The sequence below is a fragment of the Azoarcus olearius genome (assembly GCF_001682385.1).
GTDB lineage: Bacteria > Pseudomonadota > Gammaproteobacteria > Burkholderiales > Rhodocyclaceae > Azoarcus > Azoarcus olearius.
In genome coordinates, this window is sequence record NZ_CP016210.1 from 2,634,015 (window position 1) to 2,660,215 (window position 26,201).

The 26,201-nt window shown below is 68.9% G+C and carries 23 protein-coding genes; 12 read left to right on the forward strand and 11 right to left on the reverse strand.

The genetic code is table 11. From position 1 onward, the window contains the following. The first annotated feature begins 14 nt into the window (after window positions 1-14). The 3 genes from dqs_RS12130 to dqs_RS12140 are packed head-to-tail and all read left to right on the forward strand — an operon-like array spanning window position 15 to window position 4,359. Entirely contained in the window at window positions 15-1,478 is a 1,464-nt protein-coding gene (locus dqs_RS12130; protein ID WP_084018470.1) for an efflux transporter outer membrane subunit, read from the forward strand. A 14-nt stretch (window positions 1,479-1,492) separates the two neighbouring features. Next, window positions 1,493-2,206 carry a cytochrome b/b6 domain-containing protein gene (locus dqs_RS12135; protein WP_065340626.1) on the forward strand — a complete coding sequence of 238 codons (714 nt, stop codon included), beginning with the start codon at window positions 1,493-1,495 and terminating at the stop codon, window positions 2,204-2,206. Window positions 2,207-2,256: 50 nt separating this feature from the next. Further along, the gene (locus tag dqs_RS12140; protein WP_065340627.1) at window positions 2,257-4,359 is read left to right on the forward strand and encodes a carboxy terminal-processing peptidase; all 2,103 of its coding nucleotides are present in this window, start codon (window positions 2,257-2,259) and stop codon (window positions 4,357-4,359) included. Window positions 4,360-5,144: 785 nt separating this feature from the next. Here dqs_RS12140 and dqs_RS12150 read toward each other — a convergent pair. From dqs_RS12150 to dqs_RS12185, 8 genes are all read right to left on the reverse strand, one after another. Continuing rightward, the gene (locus dqs_RS12150) at window positions 5,145-5,609 is read right to left on the reverse strand and encodes a c-type cytochrome (RefSeq protein ID WP_011766070.1); all 465 of its coding nucleotides are present in this window, start codon (window positions 5,607-5,609) and stop codon (window positions 5,145-5,147) included. 46 nt (window positions 5,610-5,655) lie between these two features. Next, window positions 5,656-6,660, reverse strand: coding sequence for a dienelactone hydrolase family protein (locus dqs_RS12155; RefSeq protein ID WP_221405608.1), 1,005 nt, complete (start codon window positions 6,658-6,660; stop codon window positions 5,656-5,658). A 43-nt stretch (window positions 6,661-6,703) separates the two neighbouring features. Further along, window positions 6,704-7,681, reverse strand: coding sequence for an SMP-30/gluconolactonase/LRE family protein (locus dqs_RS12160; protein ID WP_065340629.1), 978 nt, complete (start codon window positions 7,679-7,681; stop codon window positions 6,704-6,706). 216 nt (window positions 7,682-7,897) lie between these two features. Beyond that, window positions 7,898-8,578 carry a c-type cytochrome gene (locus dqs_RS12165; protein WP_065340630.1) on the reverse strand — a complete coding sequence of 227 codons (681 nt, stop codon included), beginning with the start codon at window positions 8,576-8,578 and terminating at the stop codon, window positions 7,898-7,900. A gap of 81 nt (window positions 8,579-8,659) precedes the next feature. Continuing rightward, window positions 8,660-9,238, reverse strand: coding sequence for a peroxiredoxin (locus dqs_RS12170; protein ID WP_065341725.1), 579 nt, complete (start codon window positions 9,236-9,238; stop codon window positions 8,660-8,662). Window positions 9,239-9,249: 11 nt separating this feature from the next. Further along, window positions 9,250-9,630 (reverse strand): hypothetical protein, encoded by a 381-nt coding sequence (locus dqs_RS12175; RefSeq protein ID WP_065340631.1) that lies wholly within the window; start codon window positions 9,628-9,630, stop codon window positions 9,250-9,252. A gap of 102 nt (window positions 9,631-9,732) precedes the next feature. Beyond that, window positions 9,733-11,190, reverse strand: a complete 1,458-nt coding sequence (locus tag dqs_RS12180; protein ID WP_011766076.1) for a DUF1501 domain-containing protein — start codon at window positions 11,188-11,190, stop codon at window positions 9,733-9,735. Between the two features lie 26 nt (window positions 11,191-11,216). Further along, entirely contained in the window at window positions 11,217-13,529 is a 2,313-nt protein-coding gene (locus tag dqs_RS12185; protein WP_065340632.1) for a DUF1549 and DUF1553 domain-containing protein, read from the reverse strand. Window positions 13,530-13,679: 150 nt separating this feature from the next. Here dqs_RS12185 and dqs_RS20795 point away from each other — a divergent pair, with 150 nt between their 5' ends. Both dqs_RS20795 and dqs_RS12190 read left to right on the forward strand, forming a co-directional pair. Further along, window positions 13,680-14,102, forward strand: coding sequence for a hypothetical protein (locus tag dqs_RS20795; protein ID WP_157108184.1), 423 nt, complete (start codon window positions 13,680-13,682; stop codon window positions 14,100-14,102). 68 nt (window positions 14,103-14,170) lie between these two features. Further along, a complete protein-coding gene (locus tag dqs_RS12190; RefSeq protein WP_065340633.1) occupies window positions 14,171-16,948 on the forward strand; it encodes a TonB-dependent receptor in 2,778 nt (925 codons plus the stop codon). A gap of 41 nt (window positions 16,949-16,989) precedes the next feature. On the opposite strand, the gene dqs_RS12195 is transcribed toward dqs_RS12190, so the two are convergent. Then, window positions 16,990-17,469, reverse strand: a complete 480-nt coding sequence (locus tag dqs_RS12195) for a rhodanese-like domain-containing protein (protein WP_065340634.1) — start codon at window positions 17,467-17,469, stop codon at window positions 16,990-16,992. Window positions 17,470-17,815: 346 nt separating this feature from the next. Here dqs_RS12195 and dqs_RS12200 point away from each other — a divergent pair, with 346 nt between their 5' ends. Then, window positions 17,816-19,378 (forward strand): PepSY-associated TM helix domain-containing protein, encoded by a 1,563-nt coding sequence (locus tag dqs_RS12200; protein WP_065340635.1) that lies wholly within the window; start codon window positions 17,816-17,818, stop codon window positions 19,376-19,378. A 50-nt stretch (window positions 19,379-19,428) separates the two neighbouring features. On the opposite strand, the gene dqs_RS12205 is transcribed toward dqs_RS12200, so the two are convergent. Beyond that, window positions 19,429-19,863 (reverse strand): DUF2703 domain-containing protein, encoded by a 435-nt coding sequence (locus dqs_RS12205; protein WP_065340636.1) that lies wholly within the window; start codon window positions 19,861-19,863, stop codon window positions 19,429-19,431. Window positions 19,864-20,018: 155 nt separating this feature from the next. Between dqs_RS12205 and dqs_RS12210 the strand changes: the two genes are divergently transcribed. From dqs_RS12210 to arsA, 6 genes are read left to right on the forward strand one after another with little or no spacing between them, the layout of a single operon-like run. Further along, window positions 20,019-20,516 carry an arsenate reductase ArsC gene (locus dqs_RS12210; RefSeq protein ID WP_065340637.1) on the forward strand — a complete coding sequence of 166 codons (498 nt, stop codon included), beginning with the start codon at window positions 20,019-20,021 and terminating at the stop codon, window positions 20,514-20,516. Between the two features lie 57 nt (window positions 20,517-20,573). After that, a complete protein-coding gene (locus dqs_RS12215) occupies window positions 20,574-20,933 on the forward strand; it encodes an ArsR/SmtB family transcription factor (protein ID WP_065340638.1) in 360 nt (119 codons plus the stop codon). Continuing rightward, complete coding sequence (locus tag dqs_RS12220; protein ID WP_011766084.1) at window positions 20,930-21,343, forward strand: arsenate reductase ArsC; 414 nt, start codon at window positions 20,930-20,932, stop codon at window positions 21,341-21,343. Before dqs_RS12215 ends, dqs_RS12220 begins: the two co-directional genes overlap by 4 nt. A 9-nt stretch (window positions 21,344-21,352) precedes the next feature. Further along, window positions 21,353-22,417 (forward strand): ACR3 family arsenite efflux transporter, encoded by a 1,065-nt coding sequence (gene arsB, locus dqs_RS12225; protein WP_011766085.1) that lies wholly within the window; start codon window positions 21,353-21,355, stop codon window positions 22,415-22,417. 14 nt (window positions 22,418-22,431) lie between these two features. Further along, window positions 22,432-22,803 carry an arsenite efflux transporter metallochaperone ArsD gene (gene arsD / locus dqs_RS12230; protein ID WP_065340639.1) on the forward strand — a complete coding sequence of 124 codons (372 nt, stop codon included), beginning with the start codon at window positions 22,432-22,434 and terminating at the stop codon, window positions 22,801-22,803. A gap of 13 nt (window positions 22,804-22,816) precedes the next feature. Further along, window positions 22,817-24,565 carry an arsenical pump-driving ATPase gene (gene arsA / locus dqs_RS12235; protein WP_065340640.1) on the forward strand — a complete coding sequence of 583 codons (1,749 nt, stop codon included), beginning with the start codon at window positions 22,817-22,819 and terminating at the stop codon, window positions 24,563-24,565. 39 nt (window positions 24,566-24,604) lie between these two features. On the opposite strand, the gene dqs_RS12240 is transcribed toward arsA, so the two are convergent. Then, on the reverse strand, window positions 24,605-26,098 hold the full coding sequence (locus dqs_RS12240) for an amidase (protein ID WP_065340641.1): 1,494 nt from the start codon (window positions 26,096-26,098) through the stop codon (window positions 24,605-24,607). Window positions 26,099-26,201: the final 103 nt, after the last annotated feature.

Here is a 26,201-nt window from a genome sequence, read left to right on the forward strand (position 1 = left end):
CCGCCCGCCAACGCATGCCGCGCCCCAAGGTCTTCGTCCTCGCCGCCGCGCTGCTGGTCGGCGGCTGCGCGCTCGGGCCGGACTTCCGCGCGCCCGATGTCGCCCTTCCCGCCACCTTCCGCGCCGCCGAAGGCTGGCAGGTGGCCGTGCCGCAGGACATGCCCGCCACCGGCGACTGGTGGACGCGCTACCGCGACCCGCTGCTCGACCAGTTGCTGGCGCGCCTGAACGCCGACAACCTTGAAGTGGCCGCCGCCGCGGCGCGCTATCGCGAAGCACTCGCCTTCGCCCGCGGCACCCGCGCCGACGCGCTGCCCACGCTCGACGCGGGGCTGGCCGGCAGCCGCAGCCGCACCGCTGCGAGCGACAGCAGCAGCGATCCAGCCGCGCGCAACCTGCAACGCTTCAGCCTCACCAGCCGCTGGGAGATCGACCTGTGGGGCCGGCTCGCGCGCAACGCCGAAGCCGACCGCCACGATGCCGCCGCCAGCGGCGCCGACCTCGCCGCGCTGCGGCTGGCGCTGCAAGCCACGCTGGCGCAGGACTACCTGCAACTGCGCGTCATCGACGCCCAGCAGCGGCTCTACCAACGCACTGTTGCCACCTACCGGCGTTCGCTGGAGATCACGACCAACCGCCACCGCGCCGGCGTCGCCAGCCTGGCCGAGGTGGCGCAAGCCGAAACCCAGCTGCGCAGCGCCGAGGCCCAGGGCATCGACCTGCAGCTGCAACGCGCCCGGCTGGAACACGCGATCGCCGTGCTGGTGGGCAGCGCGCCTTCGCAGCTGCGCATCGAGCCGGTTGCCGCGGTGCCCGAACTGCCGCCGCTGCCGGCCGCGCAACCGGCCGAGGTGCTCCAGCGCCGTCCCGACGTGGCTGCCGCGCTGCGCCGCGTGGCCGCCGGCAATGCCCGCATCGGCGCGGCGGAGGCCGCCTTCTTCCCCACGCTGGTGCTGGACGCTTCCGCCGGCTATCAGCACGAGCGCCTCGCCGACCTCTTCGCGCTGCCGCACCGCTTCTGGTCGCTGGGGCCGACACTGGCCCAGCACCTGTTCGACGGCGGGGCCCGCCGCGCCGCGCGCGACCAGGCCGAAGCCGCCTACGACCGCAGCGTGGCCGACTACCGCCAGACCGTGCTGGACGCCTTCCGCGAAGCGGAGGACAGCCTGGCCGGGTTGCGCATCCTGGGCGACGAGCGCCAGGTGCAGGCCGCCGCCACCCGCGCCGCCAACGAGTTCCTGGCGCAGACCAACAACCAGTACCTCGCCGGCACCGTCAGCTACCTCAACGTCGCCATCGCCCAGGCCGCGGCGCTGACCGCCGAGCGCGCCAGCCTCGACCTGCTCGGGCGCCAGCTCGCGGCCTCGGTCGAGCTGGTGCGCGCGCTCGGCGGCGACCCGTGGGAAGCCGCGCTGGCCAAGGAACACCCCGCCCCGGCCGTCGCGCCCGCGCCGGTGCCGTCCCCACCTTTGTCCTGACCGGAGATCCGTCCATGAAGCGCGTGCATATCTGGGACCTGCCCACCCGCCTCTTCCACTGGCTGCTGGCCTTCGCCATCCTCGCCGCCTACGTCACCGGCCAGATCGGCGGCAACTACATCGTCTGGCACGGCCGCATCGGGCTCTTCATCGTCGGCCTGGTCGCGTTCCGCCTGGTGTGGGGGTTCATCGGCGCGCCCACCGCGCGCTTCGCCAGCTTCGTGCGCGGCTTCGGGGCGATCCGCGCCTATCTCGCCGGCAGCTGGCACGGCATCGGCCACAATCCGCTGGGCGCGCTGTCGGTGCTGGCGCTGCTCGGGCTGGTGGGCGCCCAGGCGGTCAGCGGACTGTTCGCCAACGACGACATCAGTTTCCAGGGCCCGCTCGCGGGGCTGGTGTCGGAAGCCGCCTCGGCCCGCCTCACCGGCCTGCACGAACTGCTGCAGAACGTGCTGCTCGGCGTCGTGGGCCTGCATCTGGCGGCCATCGTGTTCTACGTGCGGATCAAGCGCGACAACCTCGTGCGGCCGATGCTGACCGGCTGGAAGGAACTCGGCCCCGGCCTTGAGGCCCAAGCGCCATCGACTGTTGCGCGCGCCGGGCGGCTCCGTCCGCTGGCATTCGGGGTCGCGCTGGCGTTGGCGGTGGCGAGCGTTTACGCTGCCGCGGGCGGCTGGCTGGCAGAAGTGCCGGCCAGTCCGGCCCCCGCCGCCGCCCCCGGCTGGTAAGCCGCACGCAACAACCGGCCCCTTCCGCAGGTCATGCCTGGAGTCCCTGAATGAACCGAAAACTGCCCTGGATCGTGCTGCTGCTCAGCGCCACGCTGCACGCGGCCGAACCCCAGGTGGCAACGCCGCTGCAGCCCGCGGCCACCCAGGCCGAGGCCGCGGCGCTGAGCGCGCGGCTGCTCGGCCGCTTCCACTACCAGCCCACGCCGCTGGACGACGCGCTGTCCGCCCGCATCCTCGACCGCTACCTGAAGGCGCTCGACCCCGAGCGGGTGTACTTCGTGCAGGCGGATATCGAGCGCTACGCGGCGGCCCGCACCACGCTGGACGACGCGATCCGCGAGCAGGACCTGCGCCTGCCGTTCGAGATCTTCGCGCTTTACCAGACCCGGCTGCGCGAGCGGCTGGCGCTGGCACGCGAACTCGCCGCGGGCAGCTTCGACTTCTCCACCGACGAGCAGTACCGCTTCGTGCGCACCGACGAGCCCTGGCCCGCGAACGAGGCGGCGGCCCGAGAACTGTGGCGCAAGCGGGTCAAGAACGACTGGCTGCGCCTCAAGCTCGCCGGCAAGGACGACAAGGGCATCCGCGACACGCTCACCAAGCGCTACGACAGCCTGCTGACGCGCGCCACGCGGATCAAGAGCGAGGACGTGTTCCAGACCTTCATGAACGCCTACGCGACCTCGATCGAGCCGCACACCAACTACCTCGGGCCGCGCGCCTCGGAAGACTTCGAGATTTCGATGCGGTTGTCGCTGGTCGGCATCGGCGCGGTGCTGCAGGAGCGCGACGATTACATCGTGATCCGCGAACTGGTGCCCGGCGGCCCCGCCGCGCGCTCCACCCAGCTTGCGATCGGCGACCGCATCCTCGGCGTCGGCCAGGGCGAGCAGCCGCCGGTGGAAGTGCTGGGCTGGCGGGTGGACGACGTGGTGGCGCTGATCCGCGGCAACAAGGACACCGTGGTGGTGCTCGACGTGCTGCCCGCCGAGGCCGGCCCCGACGGCGCGCACAAGAAGGTGAAGCTGGTGCGCGACACCATCAACCTGGAAAAGCAGGCCGCGTCCAAGAGCGTGATCGACGCCGGCCCCCCGGAGGCGCCCCGCAAGGTGGGCGTGATCACCCTGCCCGCGTTCTACCAGGACGTGGCGGCGCGCGGCGCCGGCGGCGACTACCGCAGCGCCAGCCGCGACGTCGCCCGGCTGCTGCGCGAACTGAAGGCCGAAGGCGCCGACGCGGTGCTGATCGACCTGCGCAACAACGGCGGCGGCTCGCTGGACGAGGCGGTACGGCTCACCGGCCTCTTCATCGACACCGGCCCGGTGGTGCAGCAGCGCAGCGCACAGGGGCAGATCCGCGTGGAGCGCGACACCGACGCCGGCCAGGTGTGGGACGGCCCGCTCGGCGTGCTGATCAACCGCGCCTCCGCCTCCGCTTCCGAGATTTTCGCCGGGGCGATCCAGGACTACGGCCGCGGCGTGCTGATCGGCGAGCAGAGCTTCGGCAAGGGCACGGTGCAGACGCTGGTCGATCTCGACGAGATGGCCCGCAACAGCAAACCCATCTATGGCGAACTGAAGATGACGATCGCGCAGTTCTACCGCGTGAACGGCGAGAGCACCCAGCTGCGCGGCGTGAGCCCCGACATCGGCCTGCCCTCGCTGCTCGACGCCGACCGCTTCGGCGAATCCGGCTTCGACAACGCGCTGCCCTGGACCCGCATCGACCCCGCGCCCCACAAGGCCGCCGGCGGCATCCCGGCGCTGGTGCCGACGCTGCAGCAGCGCCACCTTGCACGCATCGCCAACGACGCCGCCTTCCGCAACCTGCAGCAGGACGTCACCGAAGTCGCCGCCCAGCGCAAGAAGCTCGACATCTCGCTGAATGAAGCCGAGCGCCGCCGCGAACGCGCCGAGCAGGAACGCAAGCTGCGCGCCAACGCCAACGCCAACGCCGCCGACGAAGACAACGGCGACGACGGCCTGCTCGCCGGCGAACGCAGCCTCGACGCCGAACTGGCCGCCGAACAGCTGCGCAAGAAGGCACCCGACGTCCTGCTGAACGAAGCCGCCCGCATCGTCGGCGACCTCGCCACCCTGCAGCGCAGCGAAGCAAATGTGGCAGCGGGAGGACGGCGTAGCCTGAATTGAGGCGGCACGTCCCCTGCAACTGAAATGAAGAGGCCCCGGCGAATCGCCGGGGCCTTTTTGCTTGAGGAGGTGAAGGCCGGCGGTTTGCCCCCTCCCTTCAAGGGGGCGTAGGCGGGGGTTTCGCAGAGCATCGCGATGCGCCGCCGGAGCGGAGCGAAGCGAAGACTCCCGGGTCGGGGTGGGGATGGGGTCAGGAACGACGCCCAGACGAGAAAACGAAATCAAGAAGCGACACCCGGGGGAAGAACGCTCCCGAAGAGCGCCCGGCCAACCCCATCCCCACCCCCGCCCTCCCCTTGAAGGGGAGGGAGAAAAACCTCGCGGTTCCATTTTCGGCCAGCTGAGGCGAATGCCCCCAGGGCCCACGGCGGTTTGCCCGCACTGTCGTCGTCGCTGCAATCAGAGTGGTCGCGGCTTTTCTGACAGTGAAGTCGATCAGAAAACGCAGAAAGTGAAAGGGGCCGAGGGTCTTCTCCCTCCCCTTCAAGGGGGCGTAGGCGCGGGTTTCGCAGAGCATCGCTATGCGCCGCCGGAGCGGAGCGAAGCGAAGACTCCCGGGTCGGGGTGGGGATGGGGTCAGGAACGACGCCCAGGCGAGGAAACGAAATCAAGAAGCGACACCCGGGGGAAGAACGCTCCCGCGGCGCCCGGCGAACCCCATCCCCACCCCCGCCCTCCCCTTGAAGGGGAGGGAGAAAAACCCTGCGGTTAATTTTCGCCCCTCGAAGAATCACCGGGGTTAAAGAAGGCGTTCGGGCGCGGACATAAAGCGCCGCCTTTCCCCCTCAGTCCTTCTTCCGGTAGTCGTCATGGCAGGCCTTGCAGCTTTCGCCCACCTTGCCGAACTGCACCTTCACCGCCGCGGCGTCGCCGGTGGCCGCCACGCGCGCCAGCTCGTTGGCTTCGCGTGCGAAATTGCCGGCCGCTTCCGCTGCGCCCTTGGTGTCGCTGAAGAGTTCGGGCTTCACCGTGGTGTCGCGCCAGCCTTTGCCGGTGTCGGTGCCGGGGGCGAACAGTGCGCCCAGGCCGGAGTTGGCAATTGCCGCGGTGGAGTTGGCGGCGCGGATCACCTCGTCCTTGTTGAACTGACCTTCGACGTTGGCCTTGATGCGGGCCTGGTTCCACGCCAGCACCTGATAGACCGACTGCCGCCACTTGATCAGCTGTTCCGGCTTGGCCTGCTGGGCCGCCGCGCCGAGCGACGCGGTGGCAAGCAGGATGGCGACCAGCGGTTTGAAGCACTTCTTCATTACGACTCCTGGATGAAAGGTCGGAAGCGACCGGGATGGGAAAGCGTCAGGCGTCCCTCGCCCCGTCGGCGAGGTGCTGGCGGAAGAACGCGATCGTGCGCTGCCACGCCAGCGAGGCCGCGGTGGCATCGAAGCGCGGCGTGGTGTTGTTGTTGAAGCCGTGCTGGGCGCCGGGATAGAAGTGCGCCTCGTAGCGCACGCGCGCGGCTTTCAGCGCGGCCTCGTAGGCGGGCCAGCCGGCGTTGATGCGCTCGTCGTTGCCGGCGTAGTGGATCAGCAGCGGCGCCTTGATGCGGGCAGCTTCCTCTGCGGTCGGCTGGCCGCCGTAGAAGGGCACCGCCGCGGCCAGATCGGGAATCCGCGTGGCGAGGAAGTTGGCAACGCCGCCGCCGTAGCAGAAGCCCACCACGCCGACCTTGCCGTTGCCCTGCGGCAGCGTGCGCAGGTAGCCGGCGGCGGCGATGAAGTCCTCGCGCGTCTTGGCCTGGTCGAGCTTGGGAAAGAGTTCGCGCGCCTTGTCCTCGTCGCCGGGATAGCCGCCGAGCGGGTGGAGCGCGTCCGGCGCGAAGGCGATGAAGCCATCCACGGCAAGGCGGCGGGCGATGTCCTCGATGTGCGGGTTGAGGCCGCGGTTCTCATGCACTACCAGCACCGTGGGCGCACGGCCGGCGGTCCTGGCCGGACGGGCCAGATAGCCCTTCACGGTGCCGTAGCCCTTGGGCGAGGGATGCTCGACGTAGCCCGCGCTGATGCGCGCGTCGTCGTGATCGATGAACTGCGCCTCGGCAAAGCGCGGCGCGAGCGCGTTGAGCAGGCCTTCGGCGGTGAGCCCGGCTACCGCGTACTTGGCCGCGGAGCGCAGGAACTCGCGGCGCGGGATGACGCCGTGCACATACTTGTCGAACAGGCTCAGCACCTCCGGTGCGAAATCGGCGGCGGTCTGGCCGGGCGCGGGCGGCGCGCCGAGCACCGAGCCGGCAAAGATGGCGCCGGCGCTGTCGATCTCCGCGGTAGCGGCGGTGGGAACGGCGGACGGGACGGTCTGGGTCATGACGGGATTCCTCACGATGCGTTAGGCAGATGCCGCAGCAGCCTCACTTGGCGCGGCCGGGGTTGCCGGCGGCGAGCGTGGCGATGCGATAGGCGGCGCCGCGGCCGACGACGTACAGCGTCCGTTTGTCAGCCCCGGCAAAGGCAAGGTTCTGCGGCGCCTTCGGCAGCGCGATGATTCCCAGCGCCTCGCCGCGCGCACTGAAGACCTGCACGCCCACGCTGGAGGCGACATAGACCCGCCCTTGCGCATCCACCGCGAGGCCGTCCGCGCCACTGGAATAGCCGGTGTCGGTCTTCTGGTAACCCGCCAGGCGGGCGAAATTGCGCCGCGGGCCGATGCTGCCGTCGTCGGCGATGTCGAAGGCGAGCACGTGCTCGCCCCAGGTGTTGGCCACGTAGAGCACCTTCTCGTCCGGGCTCAGCTGGATGCCGTTGGGGCGCTCGATGTCCGCGGCGATGCGCTGCAGCGCGCCGGCGGGACTGATGCGATACACCGCCGGCGGCGCCACCGCATCGGTGGGCGTGCCGTCGTTCTGCACCGCGCTCTGCGCGGCGTTGATGCCGGAATCGGTGAAATACACGGTGCCGCGCTTGTCCACCACGAGGTCGTTGGGGCGGCCGAAGCGGCGGCCGTCGAAACGTTCGACCAGCGTGCGGGCGCGCTCCGGCGGGTGCACCACGCCCACCCGCGTGTCGGCCACCTGCACCGCCACCAGATCGCCATTCGGCGCAAAGCAGAGGCCGTTGGCGCCGTTGCTGTTCTCGAGGAAGGACGAAACGCTGCCGTCCAGCGCGATGCGGGTGATGCGCTTGTCCTGCGTCTCGGTGAACAACAGGCTGCCGTCGGGCAGCCCGATCGGCCCCTCGGTGCCCTTGAAGCCTTCGCGGACGAGTTCGATCGGCGTGCCTGCCGCGACCACGCCGGGAATGGCGGGCGTAACGGCGGGCTGTTGGGCGAAGGCGGCGGACGCCGCCAGCGCGAAACCGGCAGCCAGGGCAAGGGCGTGGAACGTATTCATCGGATAGGGAGCCTGCGGAAATGGGCGACCGTAGGCCCGTTAGCAGCCGCCGTGCCAGCCTTATCGACTCATCCGGGCGGCCTGCTTCCATCGCAAGACTGCTTGTTTTTCAGCCACTTGGAAGATCAGCCCGGCCTTGTCCGGAGGCTGGCGCCGGACGCCGCTGCTGGCTGCGAGGCAGTGCCGCGGCCGCGGCTGCTGCAGGAGGAACAGCGCCTACAGCCGCGACAGGTATTCGGCCAGCGCCTCGATCTCCTCGGCACTCAGCTTCGCCGCCAGCGCGTTCATCTGTCCGGTGGCGTCGTTGCGTCGCTCACCGAGCTTCCAGCTCGCCATCTGCCCCCGCAGATAGGCGAGCTGCTGGCCGCGCAGCGCCGGGCTGATCACGTTGCCGGCCACCGCGCCGCGTGCATCCGGCCCATGGCAGGCCGCGCAGGCGGGGATGCCGCGGGCGGCGTCGCCTTGTTCGAACAGCGCCCTGGCCACCGCGGGGCTTGCAGCGGGCAGCAGGCCGCTCTCGGCACTCGCATGCGGTCCCGGCGGCGCTTCCTGCCGGGCGAAGTAGGCGGCGATATCGACCAGATCCTCGTCGGCGATATTGGGCGCGATCACGCTCATCGCGCTGTGCTTGCGCGCCCCGCTGCGGAAGTCCCGCACCTGCTTGATCAGATAGGCGGCGAACTGCCCCGCCAGCCTCGGCGTGGCGGCGGTGGTGCCGCGGCCGTCGGCGCCATGGCACTCCTGACACAACTCGGCTTCGCTGATCTGCTTGCCCAGCGTGGGATCGCCACTGCCGTGGCGCAGCACCTCGTTGCCCTGAGCCCACGCGCTACCCGTCATCGCCACGAAGGCGAGTGACAAAAAAAGGGGAGCAACGCCCCCCGAATGCCCGTACATCTGGATGTCCTGGAAAGAGATTGACGCGCCCCGTGTCGCCCTGCGACCCGGGGTGCAAGGCCGGACGGCTCGGATCGCCGCTCAGCGCACGGCGGCGAGCGACTGCACCGCCGCCAGGGCCTGCTCCACATTGGTGGCGGGCGCGACGCCGCTGATGGTGGCGGCGATGCGGCCACTGCGGTCGATCACGAAGGTGGTGCGCTCGACCGCGTCGTGGCCGATCTCGACCCCGCGCACGTCCTTGCGCCCCGCCGCCACTTCGCGCACCTGCAGATCGTAGGCGCGCGCGATGCGGCCGTCGGCGTCGGACGCCACCGCCACCTTGCCGGCACAGAACTCGGGATCGGCCGAAAACTCGGTCAGCCGGCGGATGTTGTCGAGCGACACGCCGATGACGGTGGCGCCCGCCGCGGCGAACTGGGTCTGCTTGTCGGCAAAGGTGCGCGCCTGCAGGTTGCAGCCGTTGGTGTAGGCCGCCGGGTAGAAATAGACCACCACCGGGCCGCGGGCGATCGCCTCCTTCAGCACGAAGGACTGGGCCTTGCCGGCGAGCGCGGCCTGGGCCTCGAACAGCGGCGCCTCGGCCCCGGCGGGCAGCGCGGCATAGGTCGCGGAAGAGGCGGCAAGCGCCAGCACGGTCGCCAGGGCGTGAGTCTTCATCGCATGCATCCTCATGATTTCTTGTAGAAGTTGTGGCAGGTCTTGCAGGTCCGCGACAACTCGGACGACAGCGTGACGGCGTGGTCGAACTCGCTCGCCTGCACGGATTTCTGGATTTCCGCGGCCAGCGCGCGGCTCTTGCGCGACAGCTCCACCGCATCGGCGGCGTCGCCCTTGGCGACGTAATAGCCTTCGATCTCGGCGAACATCGCGTCGAGTTCGCGCACGTCGGTAAGGCTCGCCGGGGCGTTCTTCAGCAGCAGGTTAGACGACAGGCTCTTGTTGGTGTCCTCGACCGCCTGCATCAGGTCGGAATCGAGCTGGGCGACCGCCGCGAACACACCGCTGGCGAGCGCCATGAAAAGGGCAAAGACGAGACTGAACTTGCACATTGTCCGGACTTCCACCGGGCATCAAGGGCCCGGTCCGGCGACCCGCGGGGGCCGCCTTGCGATTGGGGAAATGGCCCCGCCCGCGGGCGGGGCCGGGTGCCATCAGGCGATCAGTTCCTTCACCACCTTGCCGTACACCACGGTGGGGCGTTCGGCGCGGCCGGCGTTGAAGAAATTCACCTTCAGGTGGTCGAGGCCGAGCAGGTGCAGCACGGTGGCGTGGAGGTCGTAGGTATCGACCGCCTTCTCCTTGTCCGCCACCTGCAGGCCGATCGCGTCGGTTTCGCCGTAGGTGAAGCCGGCCTTGACTCCACCGCCCGCCACCCACTGCGTGTAGCCCCACGGGTTGTGGTCGCGGCCGTCGCCGGATTCGCCGAAAGAGGTGCGGCCGAACTCCGAGGTCCACACCACCAGCGTGCTCTCCAGCAGCCCGCGCGACTTCAGGTCGGCCAGCAGGCCGGCGATCGGCTTGTCCACCATGCGCGCCATCTTGCCGTGGTTGCCTTCGAGGTCGTTGTGCGCATCCCAGTTGCGGATTTCCTCATCGGCCGGGCCGGACACCACCTGGATGAAGCGCACGCCACGCTCCACCAGCCGGCGCGCGCGCAGCAGATTCACCGCGTAGTCGTTGGTGTCCTTCTCGCCCACGCCGTACAGCGCCTTGGTGGCGGCGGTCTCCTTGCTGATGTCCACCGCTTCCGGCGCGGTGCTCTGCATGCGGTGGGCGAGTTCGTAGGCCTCGATGCGCGCCTTCAGCTCGGTGTCGCCCTTGTGGCGGCTGGCGTGATACTCGTTGATGTGCTTGAGCAGGTCGAGATTGCTGCGCTGCGCGTTGGCCGCGACCAGTTCGGGGCGGGTGAGGTTGTGGATGGGCACGTCGCCCGGCAGGAAGGCGGTGCCCTGATACACCGCCGGCAGGAAGCCGGAACTCCAGTTCACCGAGCCGCCCGCCGGTTCGTTCTTGCCGTTGTAGAGCACCACATAGGCCGGCAGATCGCGGTTGGCTGAACCCAGCGCGTACTGCACCCAGGCGCCCAGCGACGGACGGCCCGGAACGAGGTCGCCGGTGTTGAGCTTGAGGATGGAGATATTGTGGGTGGCGCCGACGGTGACGCTGGACTTGATGAAGGCGATGTCGTCCGCGCGCTGCGCCAGGTTGGGCAGCAGGTCCGAGAACCAGGCGCCGCTTTCGCCGTACTGCTTCCAGGTGCGCTTGGAGACGAACAGCTTGTTGGCGTCCAGCCCGCGGGTGGCGATCTGGATGCCCTGGGTGAAGGAGTCCGGCGTCGGCGTGCCGGCGAGCTTGACCAGCTCCGGCTTGTAGTCGTACAGGTCGAGCGAGCTGGGCGCGCCGTCCATGTGCAGCCAGATCACCGACTTGGCCTTGGCGGCGAAGTGGGTGGGCTTGGGTGCGAGCGGGTCCTCGATGCCGGCGGCCACCGCGAGGTCGGCTGCGTTGGCCCACGACACCAGTCCACCGCCCTGCCCCAGCACGCTCGACAGCGAGAGTGCGCCCAGGCCGTAGCCCGCTTTCTGCAGGAATTCACGACGAGATTTCATGATGCTTTTGTCCTTGTCCGATGGGGTTAGTAGCGGTATGCGAACTCGTTGGAATTGACCAGCGTGTGGGTCAGATCGACGAAGGCTGCCAGGCGCAGCGGTTCGGCCGACTGGGCCTGCGTGGTCTTCAGGCCGACCGGCACCGCGACCGCGAACTTGCCGTTGTTGGCGCTGGCGAGTTGCTCGCGCAGCACCGCTTCCTGGCGGTCGAGGAAGGCCAGCAGCGTGTTCTTCTCGAACTTGTCCGGGCTGCGCGAATAGACGATCTGGTACAGGCGGTCGAGCTGCTTGGCCGGATCGGTGCCCGCTTCCTGGATCACCCGGCCGGCGAGGTTCTGCGACCACTTGAACACGAGGTCGTTGTTGAACAGCGTCAGCGCCTGCAGCGGCGAGGTCGTCACCGCGCGCTTGCTGTGCACCTTCTGCGACGAGGCCATGTCGAAGGTCTCCAGCATCGGGTACGGCACGCTGCGGCGGGTGAAGATGTAGATGCTGCGGCGGTTGTGCTCGCGGGTGTCCTTATCCACGCTCCAGAAGCGGCCCGGCGCCTTCAGCGTGGAGGGCACCGGCGGGAACACCGCGGGGCCGCCCACCGTGTCGTCGAGCTGGCCGGAAGCGGCAAGCAGCGAGTCGCGGATCTGCTCGGCATCCAGGCGCTGGCGCGGGAACACCGCCAGCAGCTTGTTCTCGGGATCGACCTTCTCCGCATCCTCACGCGGTGCCGAGTTCTGCCGATAGACGCTGGACAGCAGGATTTCGCGGTGGAGCTTCTTCGGGCTCCAGCCGTTACGCACGAAGTTGTCGGCGAGGTAGTCCAGCAGCTCCGGGTGGGTGGGCTTGGCGCCGGCGCGACCGAAGTCGCTGACGGTTTCGACGATGCCCTTGCCGAAGTATTGCGCCCACACCCGGTTGGCGAACACGCGCGCGGTCAGCGGGTTGCGTTCGCTCGCCAGCCAGTTGGCCAGCGCCGAGCGGCGGCCGGTGGAATTCGGCAGCGCGGCGATGTCGAGCTTTTCGCCGGTGGCGTTGAACAGCGCGGGAATGCCCGGCTGCACCTCTTCCAGCGGACGGTCATCGATGCCGGAGAACAGCAGGTGCGTGGGCGCGGGATCGGCGCCGAGGTCGGTGATGCCGGAAATCTTGTCCGAGCCCTTCACCGGCTTGATGTTGTCCCACTTCTTCAGTTCTTCGTTCAGCGCCTGCAGCTTTTCGCGGGTTTCCTTCAGCGAGGTCTCGTCGCGCAGATAGGACGCCGTGACGGCGACATCGGTGTAGTTGGTGGTGAGGTAGCGGTTGATCACCCAGCGCTCGGCCGGGGTGGCCTGCTCCGGGTTGTCGCGCTTGGCGAGTGCTTCGCGGGTGGCCGGAGTGAAGCGGCCGAGGTGGTATTCCTCGCCCACCTTCCGGATCGGCGCCAGCAGCGCGGCGATCTTGTCGCGCGTCTCCTTGGTGGCCTCTTCCCACTTCGCGTAGGCCTTCTCGTAGGCGATGTCGCGTTCCGACTTCTCCTTCAGCGCAATCGTGTCGCTGGCTGCGGCGTTGGAGAAGAATGCCTGCAGCTGGAAGTATTCCTTCTGCGAGATCTTGTCGATCTTGTGGTTGTGGCAGCGCGCGCACTCGACCGAAGAGGCGAGGAACACCGTGCCCACGGTATCGACCATGTCGGTGGTGTTCTGGTACTTCTTCTGCACCAGGTTGCGCGAGTTGCTGTCGTCGGCGTAGCTGCGCAGGAAGCCGGTGGCGATCAGCGCGTCCTGGCGCTCGGGCCACAGCTCGTCGCCGGCGATCTGCTCGCGGATGAAGGTGTTGTAGGGCTTGTCCTCGTTGAAGGCCTTGATCACGTAGTCGCGGTAGCGCCACATGTTGGCGCGCGTCTCGTCGTTGGTGAAACCGGCGCTGTCGGCGTAGCGGGCGAGGTCCAGCCAGCGGCGCGCCTGGCGCTCGCCGTAGCGCGGCGACGCGAGCAGGCGGTCGACCAGCTTCTCGTAGGCATCGGGCGACTTGTCATTCACGAAGGCCGCCACCTCTTCCGGCGTCGGGATGACGCCCCACACGTCCAGCGTCGCGCGGCGGATGAAGGTCGCGCGGTCGGTTTCACCGGAGGGCTTGATGCCGGCCGCTTCCAGCTTGGCGAGCACGAAGCGGTCGACCGGGGTACGTGCCCAGCGCGCCTCCTTGACGCCGGGCACCGCCGGCTGCTCCACCTGCTTGTAGGGCGACCACTGCTGCGCCCGCTGGGCACGCGCGCTGGGGGCCGGCGCATCCGGCTTGTCTTCCGCCCCGGCGGGCAGCGTGACCGCGAAGCAAGACAGCACCGCGACATAAAGGATTTTTCTCATCGTTTTTCCCAAGACACCGATTCACAGGAATGGCCCGATGCGACTGCACACCGGTGCAGACCGCTCGCGGCCGACCATCCACCCAATACCGGAAAACACCGCGGTAATCGGCTGCCGCCCTCCGGCACACCGGCGCGGCATCGGCAGTGCTTGAGCAGCAAGCGTGCCAAATGCATCGGATCGGCAATTCCCGCGCTTCATCGCGCAGGTCAATGTCGGCAAATCGCTGATCGGGTTTCTTATTTTTTTCCACACCTCGCTTATTACCCGGAGATTGCGGAGCAATTGCGTTCCGCCACGGGTTCAGCGCTGCTTGATTTTCACCATCATCCGCTCGCAAGTGCTTGTTTCTCAGCAGGCTTGTGTTCAACAACACGCACAAATCCGGCTGCTGTGCAGGCAACAGGGCTGGCCGCCGTTTGCTGCGTGCGCCGCAGCAGCGCGGCCCTGGCGTTTTTCCGCGACGACACCGCTCACGCGATCCGCATTTCAGCCCGGACACATAAACGTTTGAACCGAATACCAATCCGCTCATTTCTCGAATACGGAATTGCAACGCGCAAATCCCTATAACCAGTGGCATAGCGATTGCTGAATTGGCGCCCTGTGTTTTCGGTTTTCAACCAGGGAGAAAAAACGTCATGACAACCCGCGTGCGCAAACACCCTCCGGCGCCACGACCTTCCAACCCCACGCCATTCCGCCTTTCGCCGCTTGCCGCGCTGATCGCCGGCATGGCCATCGCGGGCAGCGCACCGCTCCATGCGGCGGAATCCCGCTCGGTCGCCGAACTGCAGGCCGAAATCGCGCGCCTGCAACAGGAACTTGCAGCAAAGACCGCTGCGGAAGGCGGCACTGCCGCCGCACCCGCCGCTGCGCCCGCTGCAAGCAGCCCCGCGGCGGACGGCTCGCCCCAGGCGCTGGACACCGTGGTGGTCCGCAGCCGCCACCGGCTGGAACGCCTGCAGGACGTGCCGGTCTCGGTGGCGGTGGTCACCGGTGCGGAACTCGAGCGTGAAGGCGCATCCGATCTGGACGCCATCGCGAAACGTGTCGGCAACTTCTCGTGGAACCCCGGCAACGCGCGCACCAGCAGCCTGTCGATCCGCGGCCTGGGCAAGCAGTCGCAAACGGACGCGATGGACCCGAGCGTGGGCATCAACGTCGACAACGTCGCCTACTCCTACAACCCGCTGTCCAGCTTCGACCTGTTCGACGTCGACTCGGTGGAGGTGCTGCGCGGCCCGCAGGGCACGCTGTTCGGCAAGAACGCCAACCTCGGCGTGCTCAAGATCACCAACAAGCGGCCGAGCTTCAACCCCGAGGCGGATTACTCGCTGACCTTCGGTGAAGAACAGCGCTTCATCGCCCGCGGCGCGGTGGGCGGCGGCGTGGTGGATGGCCTGCTCGCATGGCGCGGCGCCTTCCAGTTCGACCGCGGCCAGGGCTATGTGAAAAACGTGGAGAAGGGCTATCTCGAAAGCACCTTCGGCAACCACGACCGCGCCGCCGGACGGGTGCAGTTCCTGCTGACGCCGGACCCGGACTTCGATGCCCGCCTCAGCATCGAAATGGCGCCCACCACCGGCGAGGCCTTCAACGGCAAGACGGTCTACACGCCGACGCCCACGCGTTACGCCGACGGCAGCGTCAACACGCTCAGTTCCGACGCCTCCACCCGGTTGGCGCGGCGCTGGTTCCGTCAGCTCTCCAGCTACGACTACCAGCGCGACTACCTGTACGGCGGCAACACGGTGAACCTGGATCACCAGACGCCCACCTACACCGACACCAAGGGCATCTCCGCCGAGCTGAACTGGCGCGTCGCCGGCCACACCCTGACCTCGATCACCGCCTACAAGGACTTCCGCTTCCAGGTGCGCAACGACGAGGGCACGCCCTTCGACATCACCAAGCGCGGTGGCGGCCACGTGGACAAGTTCGAGCAGATCAGCCAGGAATTCCGCCTGACCTCCGAACTGGGCGGCTTCGTCGATTACCAGACCGGCGTGCTGCTGCTGAAGTCGAGCAACCGCTACGATTCCAACGCCGGCTTCGGCAGCGACGCCGGCGCATGGTTTGCCAGCAACTCGCAATACAACACGCTCGACGCCAACAGCAACGGCCGTTACCTGCTGGAGAACTCGCTGAACGAACTGCAGGTGTCGCCGCTGCAGAAGATCGAGACCCAGAGCGCAGCGATCTTCGGCCAGGCCAACTGGCACCTGACCGAACCGCTGACGCTCACCACCGGCCTGCGCTTCACCCACGAGGACCGCGACAACCGCACCAGCCGCCTGATCATCAATAACGGCTACGGTGCGGAGCTGAACCCGGTGGCGGTCAATGGCGTGCAGCTGGGCGGCTTCTCGTCCAACAACACCACGGGCGAACTGTCCGGCACCAACTCCACGGCGCAGCTCAACGTGGCCGACTTTGTCGCCAACAAGTACTTCGGCACCGCGATCACGGCTACGCCGGGCCAGGCGTACGCCAGCCTGACCGCCGCGCAGAAGCGCCAGGTGGCCGCGGCCAAGGCGGTCCGCCGCACCAACATCGGCGTGCTGTGGGCCGAGACCAAGGCCAAGGGCTTCCGTGAGACGCAACCGACGCTGCTGCTGTCGCCGAGCTACAAGGTGAATGAGAACCTCACCACCTATTTCTCGGCCCAGTACGGCGAAAAGGCCGGCATCGCGCAGATCACCAACGGCTATTCCAACCCGGTCAAGCCCGAAAAGACGACCTCGTTCGAACTCGGCTTCAAGTCGACGCTGCTGGATCGCACACTGGTGCTGAACGCCAACATCTTCCGCACCAACATCCGCGACTACCAGCAGGCCGTGCAGGTGTATGACGAATACACCACCAACCTGAACAACGACGGCACCACCTACTACACCAGCGCCACCGGCAACGTGCCCAAGGTGCGGGTGAACGGGGTGGAGATCGACGCGACCTACTCCGGCATCCGCTACACCACGCTGCGCTTCTCGGGCGCCTACAACGACGCGGTGTACAAGTCCTTCCCGAATGCGGGCAAGGCGGCGGAGGTCAACAACATCGCGGCGCCGTACGTGGATCTGAGCGGCAAGAACCTGCCGGGCGCGGCCAAGTACACCTTCAGCGTCGGCGCGGAATACCGCCGCCCGGTGCTGGGCGACAAGGAGTTCCACACCAGCTTCAACACCTACTACACCAGCAAGTTCAACTCCGACAACACGCTGTCGAGCTACGGCTGGATCGACGCCCACAGCACCACCGACTTCTCGATCGGCCTCGGCCGGCGCGACAAGAGCTACGACGTGACGCTGCTGGTGAAGAACCTGTTCGACGACGACACCCCCCTGGCGAAGACCTGGAACACCTACGTTCCGGCGCCACCGCGCTGGGTCGGCATCGTCTTCAGCGGCAAGCTGTAAGCGCCCCGTGCAGCCCGCCTCGGCGGGCTGCGCTTCCCCCCTCAGCGGCGGGTCGCTTCGGCGCTCGCCGCTTCCCTGTTGGCGCGCGGCGCGATCTTCGTCAGCGTGCCGCCTTCTTCCTCATAGTTCTGCACCCCCACGGCACCGGCCACCTTGAAGCCCTTGCTCGCCAGCAGGTCCGCCGCGGCGCCGGCGCGCCCGGCGTGGTTGGACAGCGTCACCACCCGGCGCTCGCGCGGGATGTAGGCGAGCTGCTTTTCCAGGTCGCCGGCCTGGATGCTGAGATAGACCGGGAAGCCGCCGATCTTGCTGACCTCGTCCGGCTGGCGGACATCGATGAACACCACCTTGTCCGGCGCGCGCAGCAGTTTGTCGATCGCCCCGCGATCGAGCTTGGGCGATGTGTACTTCCACGCCGCGGCAGCCGGCGTGGCGCTTGCGGCAGGCGCGGCGTTCTGCGCAAACGCCAGCGGGGATACGGCGGCCAGCGCGAACGCGAGCATGCTGATCTTCGACTTCATCTTTGTTCGACCTCTTGAATGGATGCCCACATGGACAGGCCGGGATAGCAGGCCGCATGCCACCGCCATCCGCCTTTCGCCACGCGGGATTGGCCCGCCGGGGCAGTCCGCCGCTGTCGTTTCCGTAGCAGCCGCGCCAGCGCATCTGCTGCGCAATCAACGACTTTTCATCCGCCGTCCGCCAAAACCCCGCGCGCGGCAAGGACATCCGCAATGGCCTTGTTCTTGCAGTGGCGGCTGCGCTCGCGGCGCACAGGCATTCCCCGATCCGCGCGCCGCCCTTCCGCTTTGCCGCCGGCGCGCCCCGCGTGCCGCCTGCCCAACCGAATGTCCTGGAGAATCGCCGATGCAGCTCAAACGCCTACTCTTCTTCACCCACCGCTGGCTCGGGGTCGCGCTCGCGCTCTTGATGCTGCTGTGGTTCGTCTCCGGCCTGGTCATCGTCTATGCGCCCAACACCGTGCAGAGCCGCGAGGACCAGTTCGCCCACGCCGAATTGCTGGCCCCGCAGGCCGACTGGCTGCCGCTGGGCAGCGCATGGACCGCGCGCTGGGGTGCCGGCGACGAAGCCGCGCCGCAGCGCATCGCCGCTGCCCGCCTGCTGCGCCAGCTGGATGAGCCCTTGTGGCTGGTGGAAGACGTGCAGGGCGAACGTCACCTGATCTCGGCGCGCGACGGCAGCGCGCGCGAAACCGATGCCGCCCGCGCAGTAGCGCTGGCGCGGGCATGGATCGGCGGTTCCACGGTGCCGGTCGCCCATCTGGAAACCTTCAACCACGACGCCACGGTGCGCAATCTCGAAGCCTTGCGCCCCTTCCATCGCATCGCGGTGGATGACGGCCGCGGCACCGAGATCACGCTGTCGGCCCGCACCGGCGAAGTCGTACGGGTGGCGGACGCGGTGGACCGCGGCCTGTTCTGGGCCGGCAACTGGCTGCACCTGTTCCGCCCGCTCGATTCGGTCGGCTGGGGCGAGGCCCGCCGCGACGTGCTGTTGTGGGTGTCCGGCTTCACCGTGGTGGCCACGCTCACCGGCCTCATCGTCGGCTGGCTGCGCTGGCGCCCGGCCTTCGGCCGCCAGCCGCAATACAGCGGCGGACGCGCCCATCCCTACCGCGCGTTCTGGTTCAGCTGGCACTTCTGGAGCGGCCTCATCGGCGGCATCGTCGCGCTGCTATGGATAGCCAGCGGCTTCTTCAACAACAATCCATGGCAGCTGTTCTCCCCCGCCAACGCCAACCGCGGCGAGCTGGGGCGCTTCATCGGCAAGGAGGTGCCCGCGGTGATGCTGCAGTGGCAGCCGGGCCTGAGCGCCGCGGTGCCGGCCGACACCGTGGAACTGCGCTGGCAGCGGCTGGGCCGCGAGGCCACGCTGCTGGCGGCGAACGCCGCCGGCGAGCTGCACGCGCTGCCAGTGGCCGCGGCGGGGTTCGCCGAGGACACCGTACGCGCGGCGGTATTGCGCGCAGCAGGCGATGCGGCCGTCGCCAGCCAGACCCTGCAGACCGAATACGACAGCTACTACTACCCGCGCCATGGCCGCGCCGCCAGCGACCGCCCGCTGCCGGTGCTGCGCGTGGAACTGGCCGATGCCGGCAACACCCGCTACTACGTCGATCCGCGCGAAGGCCGCCTGCTGCTGCGGCAGGACGACAGCCGTCGCGCCTACCGCTGGATTTTCTCGGCGCTGCATCACTGGGATTTCGGCTGGCTGTATGCGCGCCCGCTGTGGGACGGCTGGATGATCGTGTGGATCGGCTTCGGCCTGGTGATGTCGCTGACCTCGGTGGTGCTCGGCTGGAAGCGGCTGCGCGCCAGCTTCCGCCGTCAGCAGAACCGCGCCAGAACGCCCTCGCCCGCGGCCGCACTGCCGCCGGAGCAGCTCGCACCCAGCCGTCAGGCGGGTTGAAGCCGCCCACGCGGGCGGCTTCATCGCCGCCCGCGCACGCGACATGCGGTTCAGCGCCCTGCCGGGTCCGCCGCAGCGGCGGCGGAGGGCGCCCCCTCATCCACCAGCGTGGGCAGCGCGGTAAACGCGGCCTGGAGAATCAGCCGCTCGGGGATCGCCTCGTGCACCTCGCCATCCACTTCCAGTGTGCGGCAGTCCGCGTCGCCACAGGCGGCACAGCACGGGCTGCTGCCGGCGTGGCCGCCCACCCAGTCTTCCAGCGGCCTGCCCGCGATCCAGATCCGGTTCGATTCGGCCGGTTCGCCGGCGAAGGCCTCCGGCGCGATCTCGATCTTTTCCAGGCGCACCGCAATGCCCAGCGGCTGCAACGCGGTTTGCAGTTCGGTGCACGCGTGCTCCACCGCGGCTTCGGTGGCGCCGCAGCGGTCGCAGGTTGCGCCTTCGGTGGTGACAAGGCGCTGCCAGCGCAGGTCCAGGGTTTTCATCTCCATCCTCCCTCTAATGTTCCGCCCCGCGGGCGGCTTACCGGGGGCGCCGTCACAAAAGCTTCATGCCGCGCCGCCCTTCATTTCGATAATAATGGAATTATCGTTTTTTACCACTCGCTGTTTCGTCCGCCTCGTCGCTCCCGGAGTCCCCCATGTCCGAACGCATCTACCACGTCCTCTTCCTCTGCACTGGCAACTCGGCCCGCAGCATCCTGGCCGAATCCATCCTCAACCAGCTCGGCCACGGCCGTTTCGTCGCCCACAGCGCCGGCAGCCATCCCAAGGGCGAGGTGCATCCACTCGCGCTGGAACTGCTCGAACGCAACCATCTGCCAACCGCAGGCTTGCGTTCCAAGTCGTGGGACGAGTTCGCCGCGCCCGGCGCGCCCGCGCTCGATTTCGTGTTCACGGTGTGCGACAACGCCGCCGGCGAGGTCTGCCCGGTGTGGCCGGGGCAGCCGATGACCGCCCACTGGGGCCTCGAGGACCCGGCCCAAGCCGAAGGGGACGAAGCCGCCCGCAAGGCGATGAGCGCGGCGCTGCGCCTGCTCAGCCATCGCATCGGCCTGTTCCTCAGCCTGCCGCTCGCCAAGCTGGACCGCCTCAGCCTGCAGTCGCAATTGCAGGGCATCGGCCGCGAAGCGGGCTGACGACCGCCGGTCACATCGTGCTGGGCATCCCGCCAACAGTTCGATAATATTCGAATCATGGAAACCCTGAACGCCGCCGAACTCCTCGCCGCGCTCGGCCACGAGACCCGCCTCTCGATCTTCCGCCTGCTGGTGGAAGCCGGGCCTGCGGGGCTCAACGCCAGCGCGATTGGCGAACACCTGAGCCTGGCGCCGGCCACGCTGTCCTTCCACCTCGCCCACCTCAGTCGCGTCGGCCTCATCGTCGGCGAGCGCGAGAGCCGCTTCATCCACTACTCGGCCCGCTTCGACATCATGGACGAACTGATCGCCTTCCTCACCCGCAACTGCTGCCAGGGCTCGGCCTGCCTGCCGAAGACCACCGGCTGCGACACCACGGCCAAGCGCCGCGCCGCCACCGACAAGGATTCCGCATGACCCCGCTCAAGACCGTTCTCGTGCTGTGCACCGGGAACTCCTGCCGTTCGCAGATGGCCGAGGCCATCCTCAACCACGACCTCGCCGGCCGCGTGCACGCGCTTTCCGCCGGCACCGTGCCCCAGCCCAAGGTGGCCGACGGCGCGATCGAGGCGCTGAAGCTCGCCGGCCTGCCTACCGCGGGCCTGTTCCCCAAGGACGTCGATGCGGTGCTGAACCAGCCGATCGACCTCGTCGTTACCGTGTGCGACAACGCCAAGGAAAGCTGCCCGGTGTTTCCGCGTCCGGTGCCGCGCATCCACCAGCCCTTCCACGATCCGCACGGCGAACCGCTGGAGAGCTTCGTCGCGGTACGCGACGACATCCGCGCCCGCCTGGTGCCCGCGGTGCGCGCCGCGCTCGGTCTGTAGGAAGCCGCCATGTCCCAGTACGAAATGACCGCCCCCGCGCCTGTTCCGGCGCCGATGAGCGTGTTCGAGCGTTATCTCACCGTGTGGGTCTTCCTCTGCATCGTCGCCGGCATCGCCCTCGGGCAGTGGCTGCCCGGCCTGTTCCAGGCTGTCGGGCGGATGGAAGTGGCGCAGGTGAATCTGCCGGTGGGCCTGCTGATCTGGGTGATGATCATCCCGATGCTGGTCAAGGTGGATTTCGGCGCGCTGCACGAGGTACGCGCCCATGTGCGCGGCATCGGCGTCACGCTGTTCGTCAATTGGCTGGTCAAGCCCTTCTCGATGGCCTTCCTCGGCTGGTTGTTCATCCGCCAGCTGTTCGCCCCCATGCTGCCGGCCGACCAGCTCGACAGCTACATCGCCGGCCTCATCCTGCTCGCTGCCGCGCCCTGCACCGCGATGGTGTTCGTGTGGAGCCGGCTGACCAACGGCCACCCGTTGTTCACGCTGTCGCAGGTGGCGCTCAACGACACCATCATGGTGTTCGCGTTCGCGCCGCTGGTGGGGCTGCTGCTCGGCATCTCGGCGATCAGCGTGCCGTGGGACACGCTGCTGACCTCGGTGGTGCTCTACATCGTGATTCCGGTGGTGCTCGCGCAACTGTGGCGCCGCCGCCTGCTCGCGCGCGGCCAGGCGGCCTTCGACGCGGCGATGGAAAAGATCGGGCCGTGGTCGATCGCGGCGCTGCTGCTCACGCTGGTGCTGCTGTTCGCCTTCCAGGGCGAAGCGATCCTGCGCCAGCCGCTGGTGATTGCGCTGCTCGCCGTGCCTATCCTGATTCAGGTGCTGTTCAATTCGGCGCTCGCCTACTGGCTCAACCGCAAGGTCGGCGAGCAGCACAATGTGGCCTGCCCTTCGGCCCTGATCGGCGCCTCCAACTTCTTCGAACTCGCGGTGGCCGCGGCCATCAGCCTGTTCGGTTTCGAATCCGGCGCCGCGCTCGCCACCGTGGTCGGCGTGCTGATCGAGGTGCCGGTGATGCTGCTGGTGGTCCGCGTCGTCAATGCATCCAAGGGCTGGTACGAAGCCCGCTGATCCAGGAGACAAGCATGAAAAAGCTCGAAGTGTTCGATCCCGCGATGTGCTGTTCCACCGGCGTGTGCGGGGTGGATGTCGATCCGGTGCTGGTGCAGTTTGCCGCCGACCTGAAGTGGGTGGAGGAACACGGCATCGCCGTGCAGCGCCACAACCTCGGCCAGGAACCGCAGGCCTTCGCCGCGAACCCCGCTGTGCTGAAGGAGATGGAGGCCGGCATGGACCGCCTGCCGGTGCTGGTGGTGGACGGCCATGTCGTCAGCACCGGCATGTACCCGTCGCGCCTGCAACTCGCGCAGAAGCTCGGCATCACGCTCACCCGCGAGGAAAAGCCGCACATCAAGATCGGCAGCGCCTGCTGCGATCCCAAGTCCGGCTGTTGCTGAGCGGAGCGCCGCGATGACACTGCCGCGCGCCAGCACCCGTTACCTGTTCTTCACCGGCAAGGGCGGGGTCGGCAAGACCTCGCTTTCGTGCGCCACCGGCCTCGCGCTCGCCGAGGCCGGCCGGCGCGTGCTGATCGTCAGCACCGACCCGGCCTCCAACCTGGACGAGGTGCTCGGCACCGCGCTCGGCCAGACGCCCACCGCCATCGCTGGCGCGCCCGGGCTGTACGCGCTCAACATCGACCCTGAAGCGGCTGCCGCGGCCTACCGCGAGCGCATGGTCGGGCCCTACCGCGGCATCCTGCCAGCGGCGGCGATCCAGAGCATGGAAGAACAGTTCTCCGGCGCCTGCACCGTGGAGATCGCCGCCTTCGACGAGTTCTCCAAGCTGCTCGGCGAGCCCGCCGCCACCGCCGGTTTCGACCATGTGATCTTCGACACCGCGCCCACGGGCCACACGCTGCGCCTGCTGACGCTGCCGAGCGCGTGGAGCGAGTTCATCTCGTCGTCCACCGGCGGCGCCTCCTGCCTCGGTCCGCTGGCCGGGCTGCAACAGCAGAAGGCGCTCTATGCCGCCACCGTGGAACGCCTCGCCGACCCGCAGGCCACCACCGTGATCCTGGTGAGCCGCGCCGAAACCGCCGCGCTGCGCGAGGCCGAGCGCACCCGCGGCGAGCTGGCGGAACTGGGCATCCGCAACCAGGTGCTGGCGATCAACGGCCTGTTCGCCGATACGGACACCGACGACGCGATCGCCGCCGCGATGTCGCAGCGCGGCGCCAAGGCGCTCGCCGCGATGCCGGCCGCGCTGCGCGAGCTGCCCGCCACCACCATCCCCTTCCTGCCCGCGGGCACGGTGGGCCTGGACGCGCTGCGGGTGATGGCGCAGCCGGAGCGCATGGCGGCGCCCACCACCGCCGAGCCGGCCGCGCTGCCGCAGGTCGCGCTCGGCCTGGGCGCGATGGTCGATGACATCGCCCGCAGCGGCCACGGCGTGGTGATGACGATGGGCAAAGGCGGCGTCGGCAAAACCACCGCGGCGGCCGCCATCGCGCTGGCCCTGGCGCAGCGCGGCCACAAGGTCACGCTCTCCACCACCGACCCCGCCGCCCACCTGTCCACCACGCTGGCCGAGGCGGTGCCCGGCCTCAGCCTTGCCCGCATCGACCCCGCGCGCGAGGTTGCCGACTACAGCGCCGAGGTGATGGCGCGCGCCGGCCAGGGGCTGGATGCCGCCGCGCGGGCGATGCTCGAGGAAGACCTGCGCTCGCCCTGCACCGAGGAGATCGCGGTGTTCCGCGCCTTCGCGCGCACGGTGGACCAGGGCAAGGACGGCTTCGTGGTGCTCGACACCGCGCCCACCGGCCACACCATCCTGCTGCTCGATGCCGCCGAGGCCTACCACCGCGAGGTGAGCCGCACCCAGGGCGAGATGCCGGAGGCGGTGCGCCAGTTGCTGCCGCGCCTGCGCGACCCGGCATTCACCCACGTGCTGATCGTCACCCTGCCCGAAGCCACGCCGGTGCATGAGGCCGAGCGCCTGCAGGCCGACCTTGCCCGCGCGGGCATCACGCCCTACGGCTGGGTGGTCAACCAGTCCCTGCTCGCCAGCGGCACGCACCATCCCCTGCTGGCGCAGCGCGCCCACCACGAGCTTCCGTTCATCCGCCGGGTCAGCCAGGACCTCGCCGCGCGCTTCGCACTGCTGCCCTGGCTGGCCGAGGCGCCAGTGGGCGTGGAAGGCCTGCGCCAGGTGCTGTAGCGCCGGGCGGGCGCGTCCGCCGCCACGCCCCCGCCCGGCTCAAGCCGCGAGCGGGGGCGGCACGAATCCGCCGAGGGCGTTTTCCAGCCGGCGGCCGGTTTCCAGCAGTGCGTGTTCCTGCCAGCGCTTGCCGATCACCTGCACCCCGACCGGCAAACCGTCCTCGATGCCCGCCGGCAGGCTCAACACCGGGCTGCCGGTCAGCGAGAACGGCGCGGTCATGGCAATGGTGGCTTCCAGATAGGGCGGTGTGGCCTCGCCCACCTTCAGCCGCGGGGGCTTTCGGGTGGGCGGCATCGGCTCGCCGGGATAAGGGCCCGTCGGCGCCACCGGGCAGATGACCGCATCCCACTCGCCCACAAAGCGTTCCAGCGACCGGATCAGACCTTCGCGCTGGTTCAGCGCCTGGTTATAACGGCGCAGATCGAAGCGCATGCCGGCGGCCACCGCCCGGGTGATGACGTGGTCGCGCGGCAGCAGCGGTCGCAGTGCCAGGAAGAGCAAGCGCTGCCAGCCCGGCATGCCGAGTCCGATTTCCGCCCCGCCGATCAGGCCGAAGGCGTGCCACGCGGCGCCCACGTCGAAATCCGCCGGCGCGCAGCGGACGACTTCGTGCCCGGCGGCCCGCAGCTTGCCCGCCATGTTCTGCAGACCGCGCCGGATGCGGGGACACAGCGGCATGCCGGCGAAGTCGTCCCACAAGGCGATGCGCATCGGCGCGACCGCCCTGGCCGTCGTCGGCAGCGATGGCGGTTCCGGGAGAAAGGGCGGCACGGTGCAATCCACCCCGTCCGGCCCGGCGAGCAGGCCGTAGCCCAGCTGCAGGTCCTCCACGCTGCGCGCCAGCACGCCAAACGCCAGCATGTGCCAGACGCTGCGGCCCGGTCCGCCGAATTCCGGCGGCAGGTGCGGGATGTGGCCGGTGCGCGGGATGCGGTTCTCGGTGGCCTTCAGCCCCGCGATGCCGCAGTAGGCGGCGGGGATGCGGATCGAGCCGGCGATGTCGCTGCCGATGTCGAGCAGCGAGAATCCCGCGGCCACGGCCACCGCGGCGCCGCCGGAACTGCCGCCCGGCGTGAGCGCCGGGTTCCACGGATTGCGCGTGAGGCCGAACAGCGGGCTCCAGCAGTTCGGCGCGCCCGCCAGCTCCGGCAGATTGCTCTTGCCCATCAACACCGCGCCGGCCTCGCGCCAGCGCGCAACCACCGTGGCATCGCCTCCCGGCCGGTACGCGGCCAGCGGCCGATGGCTGGCGGTGGAGAGCATGTCCCGGGTGGCAAAGGCGTCCTTGATGGAAACCGGCACGCCGAGCAGCGCCAGCGCCGGGCCCCCGTGGGCGAGATGCCGGTCCGCCTCGCGCGCGGCGGCCAGCGCACCCTCGCGGTTGAGCGTCACCAGCGCGTTCAGCGTCGGGTTGAAGCGGTCGATGCGCGCCTGACAGGCGAGCACCAGTTGCTCGGCCGAATAGCGCCCCGCGCGCAGATCGCGGACCGCCTGCGCGGCGGTGAGATGCTGGAGGTCCGGCGCGCTCATGGACGCGACGGGCAAACGGAAGAATGGGGGCTGGGCATGGCGCGATACCGGTGTGGAAGACCGGGCCAGTCTAGGAACTGCGCGCGTGGAGGGTCTTGTATCG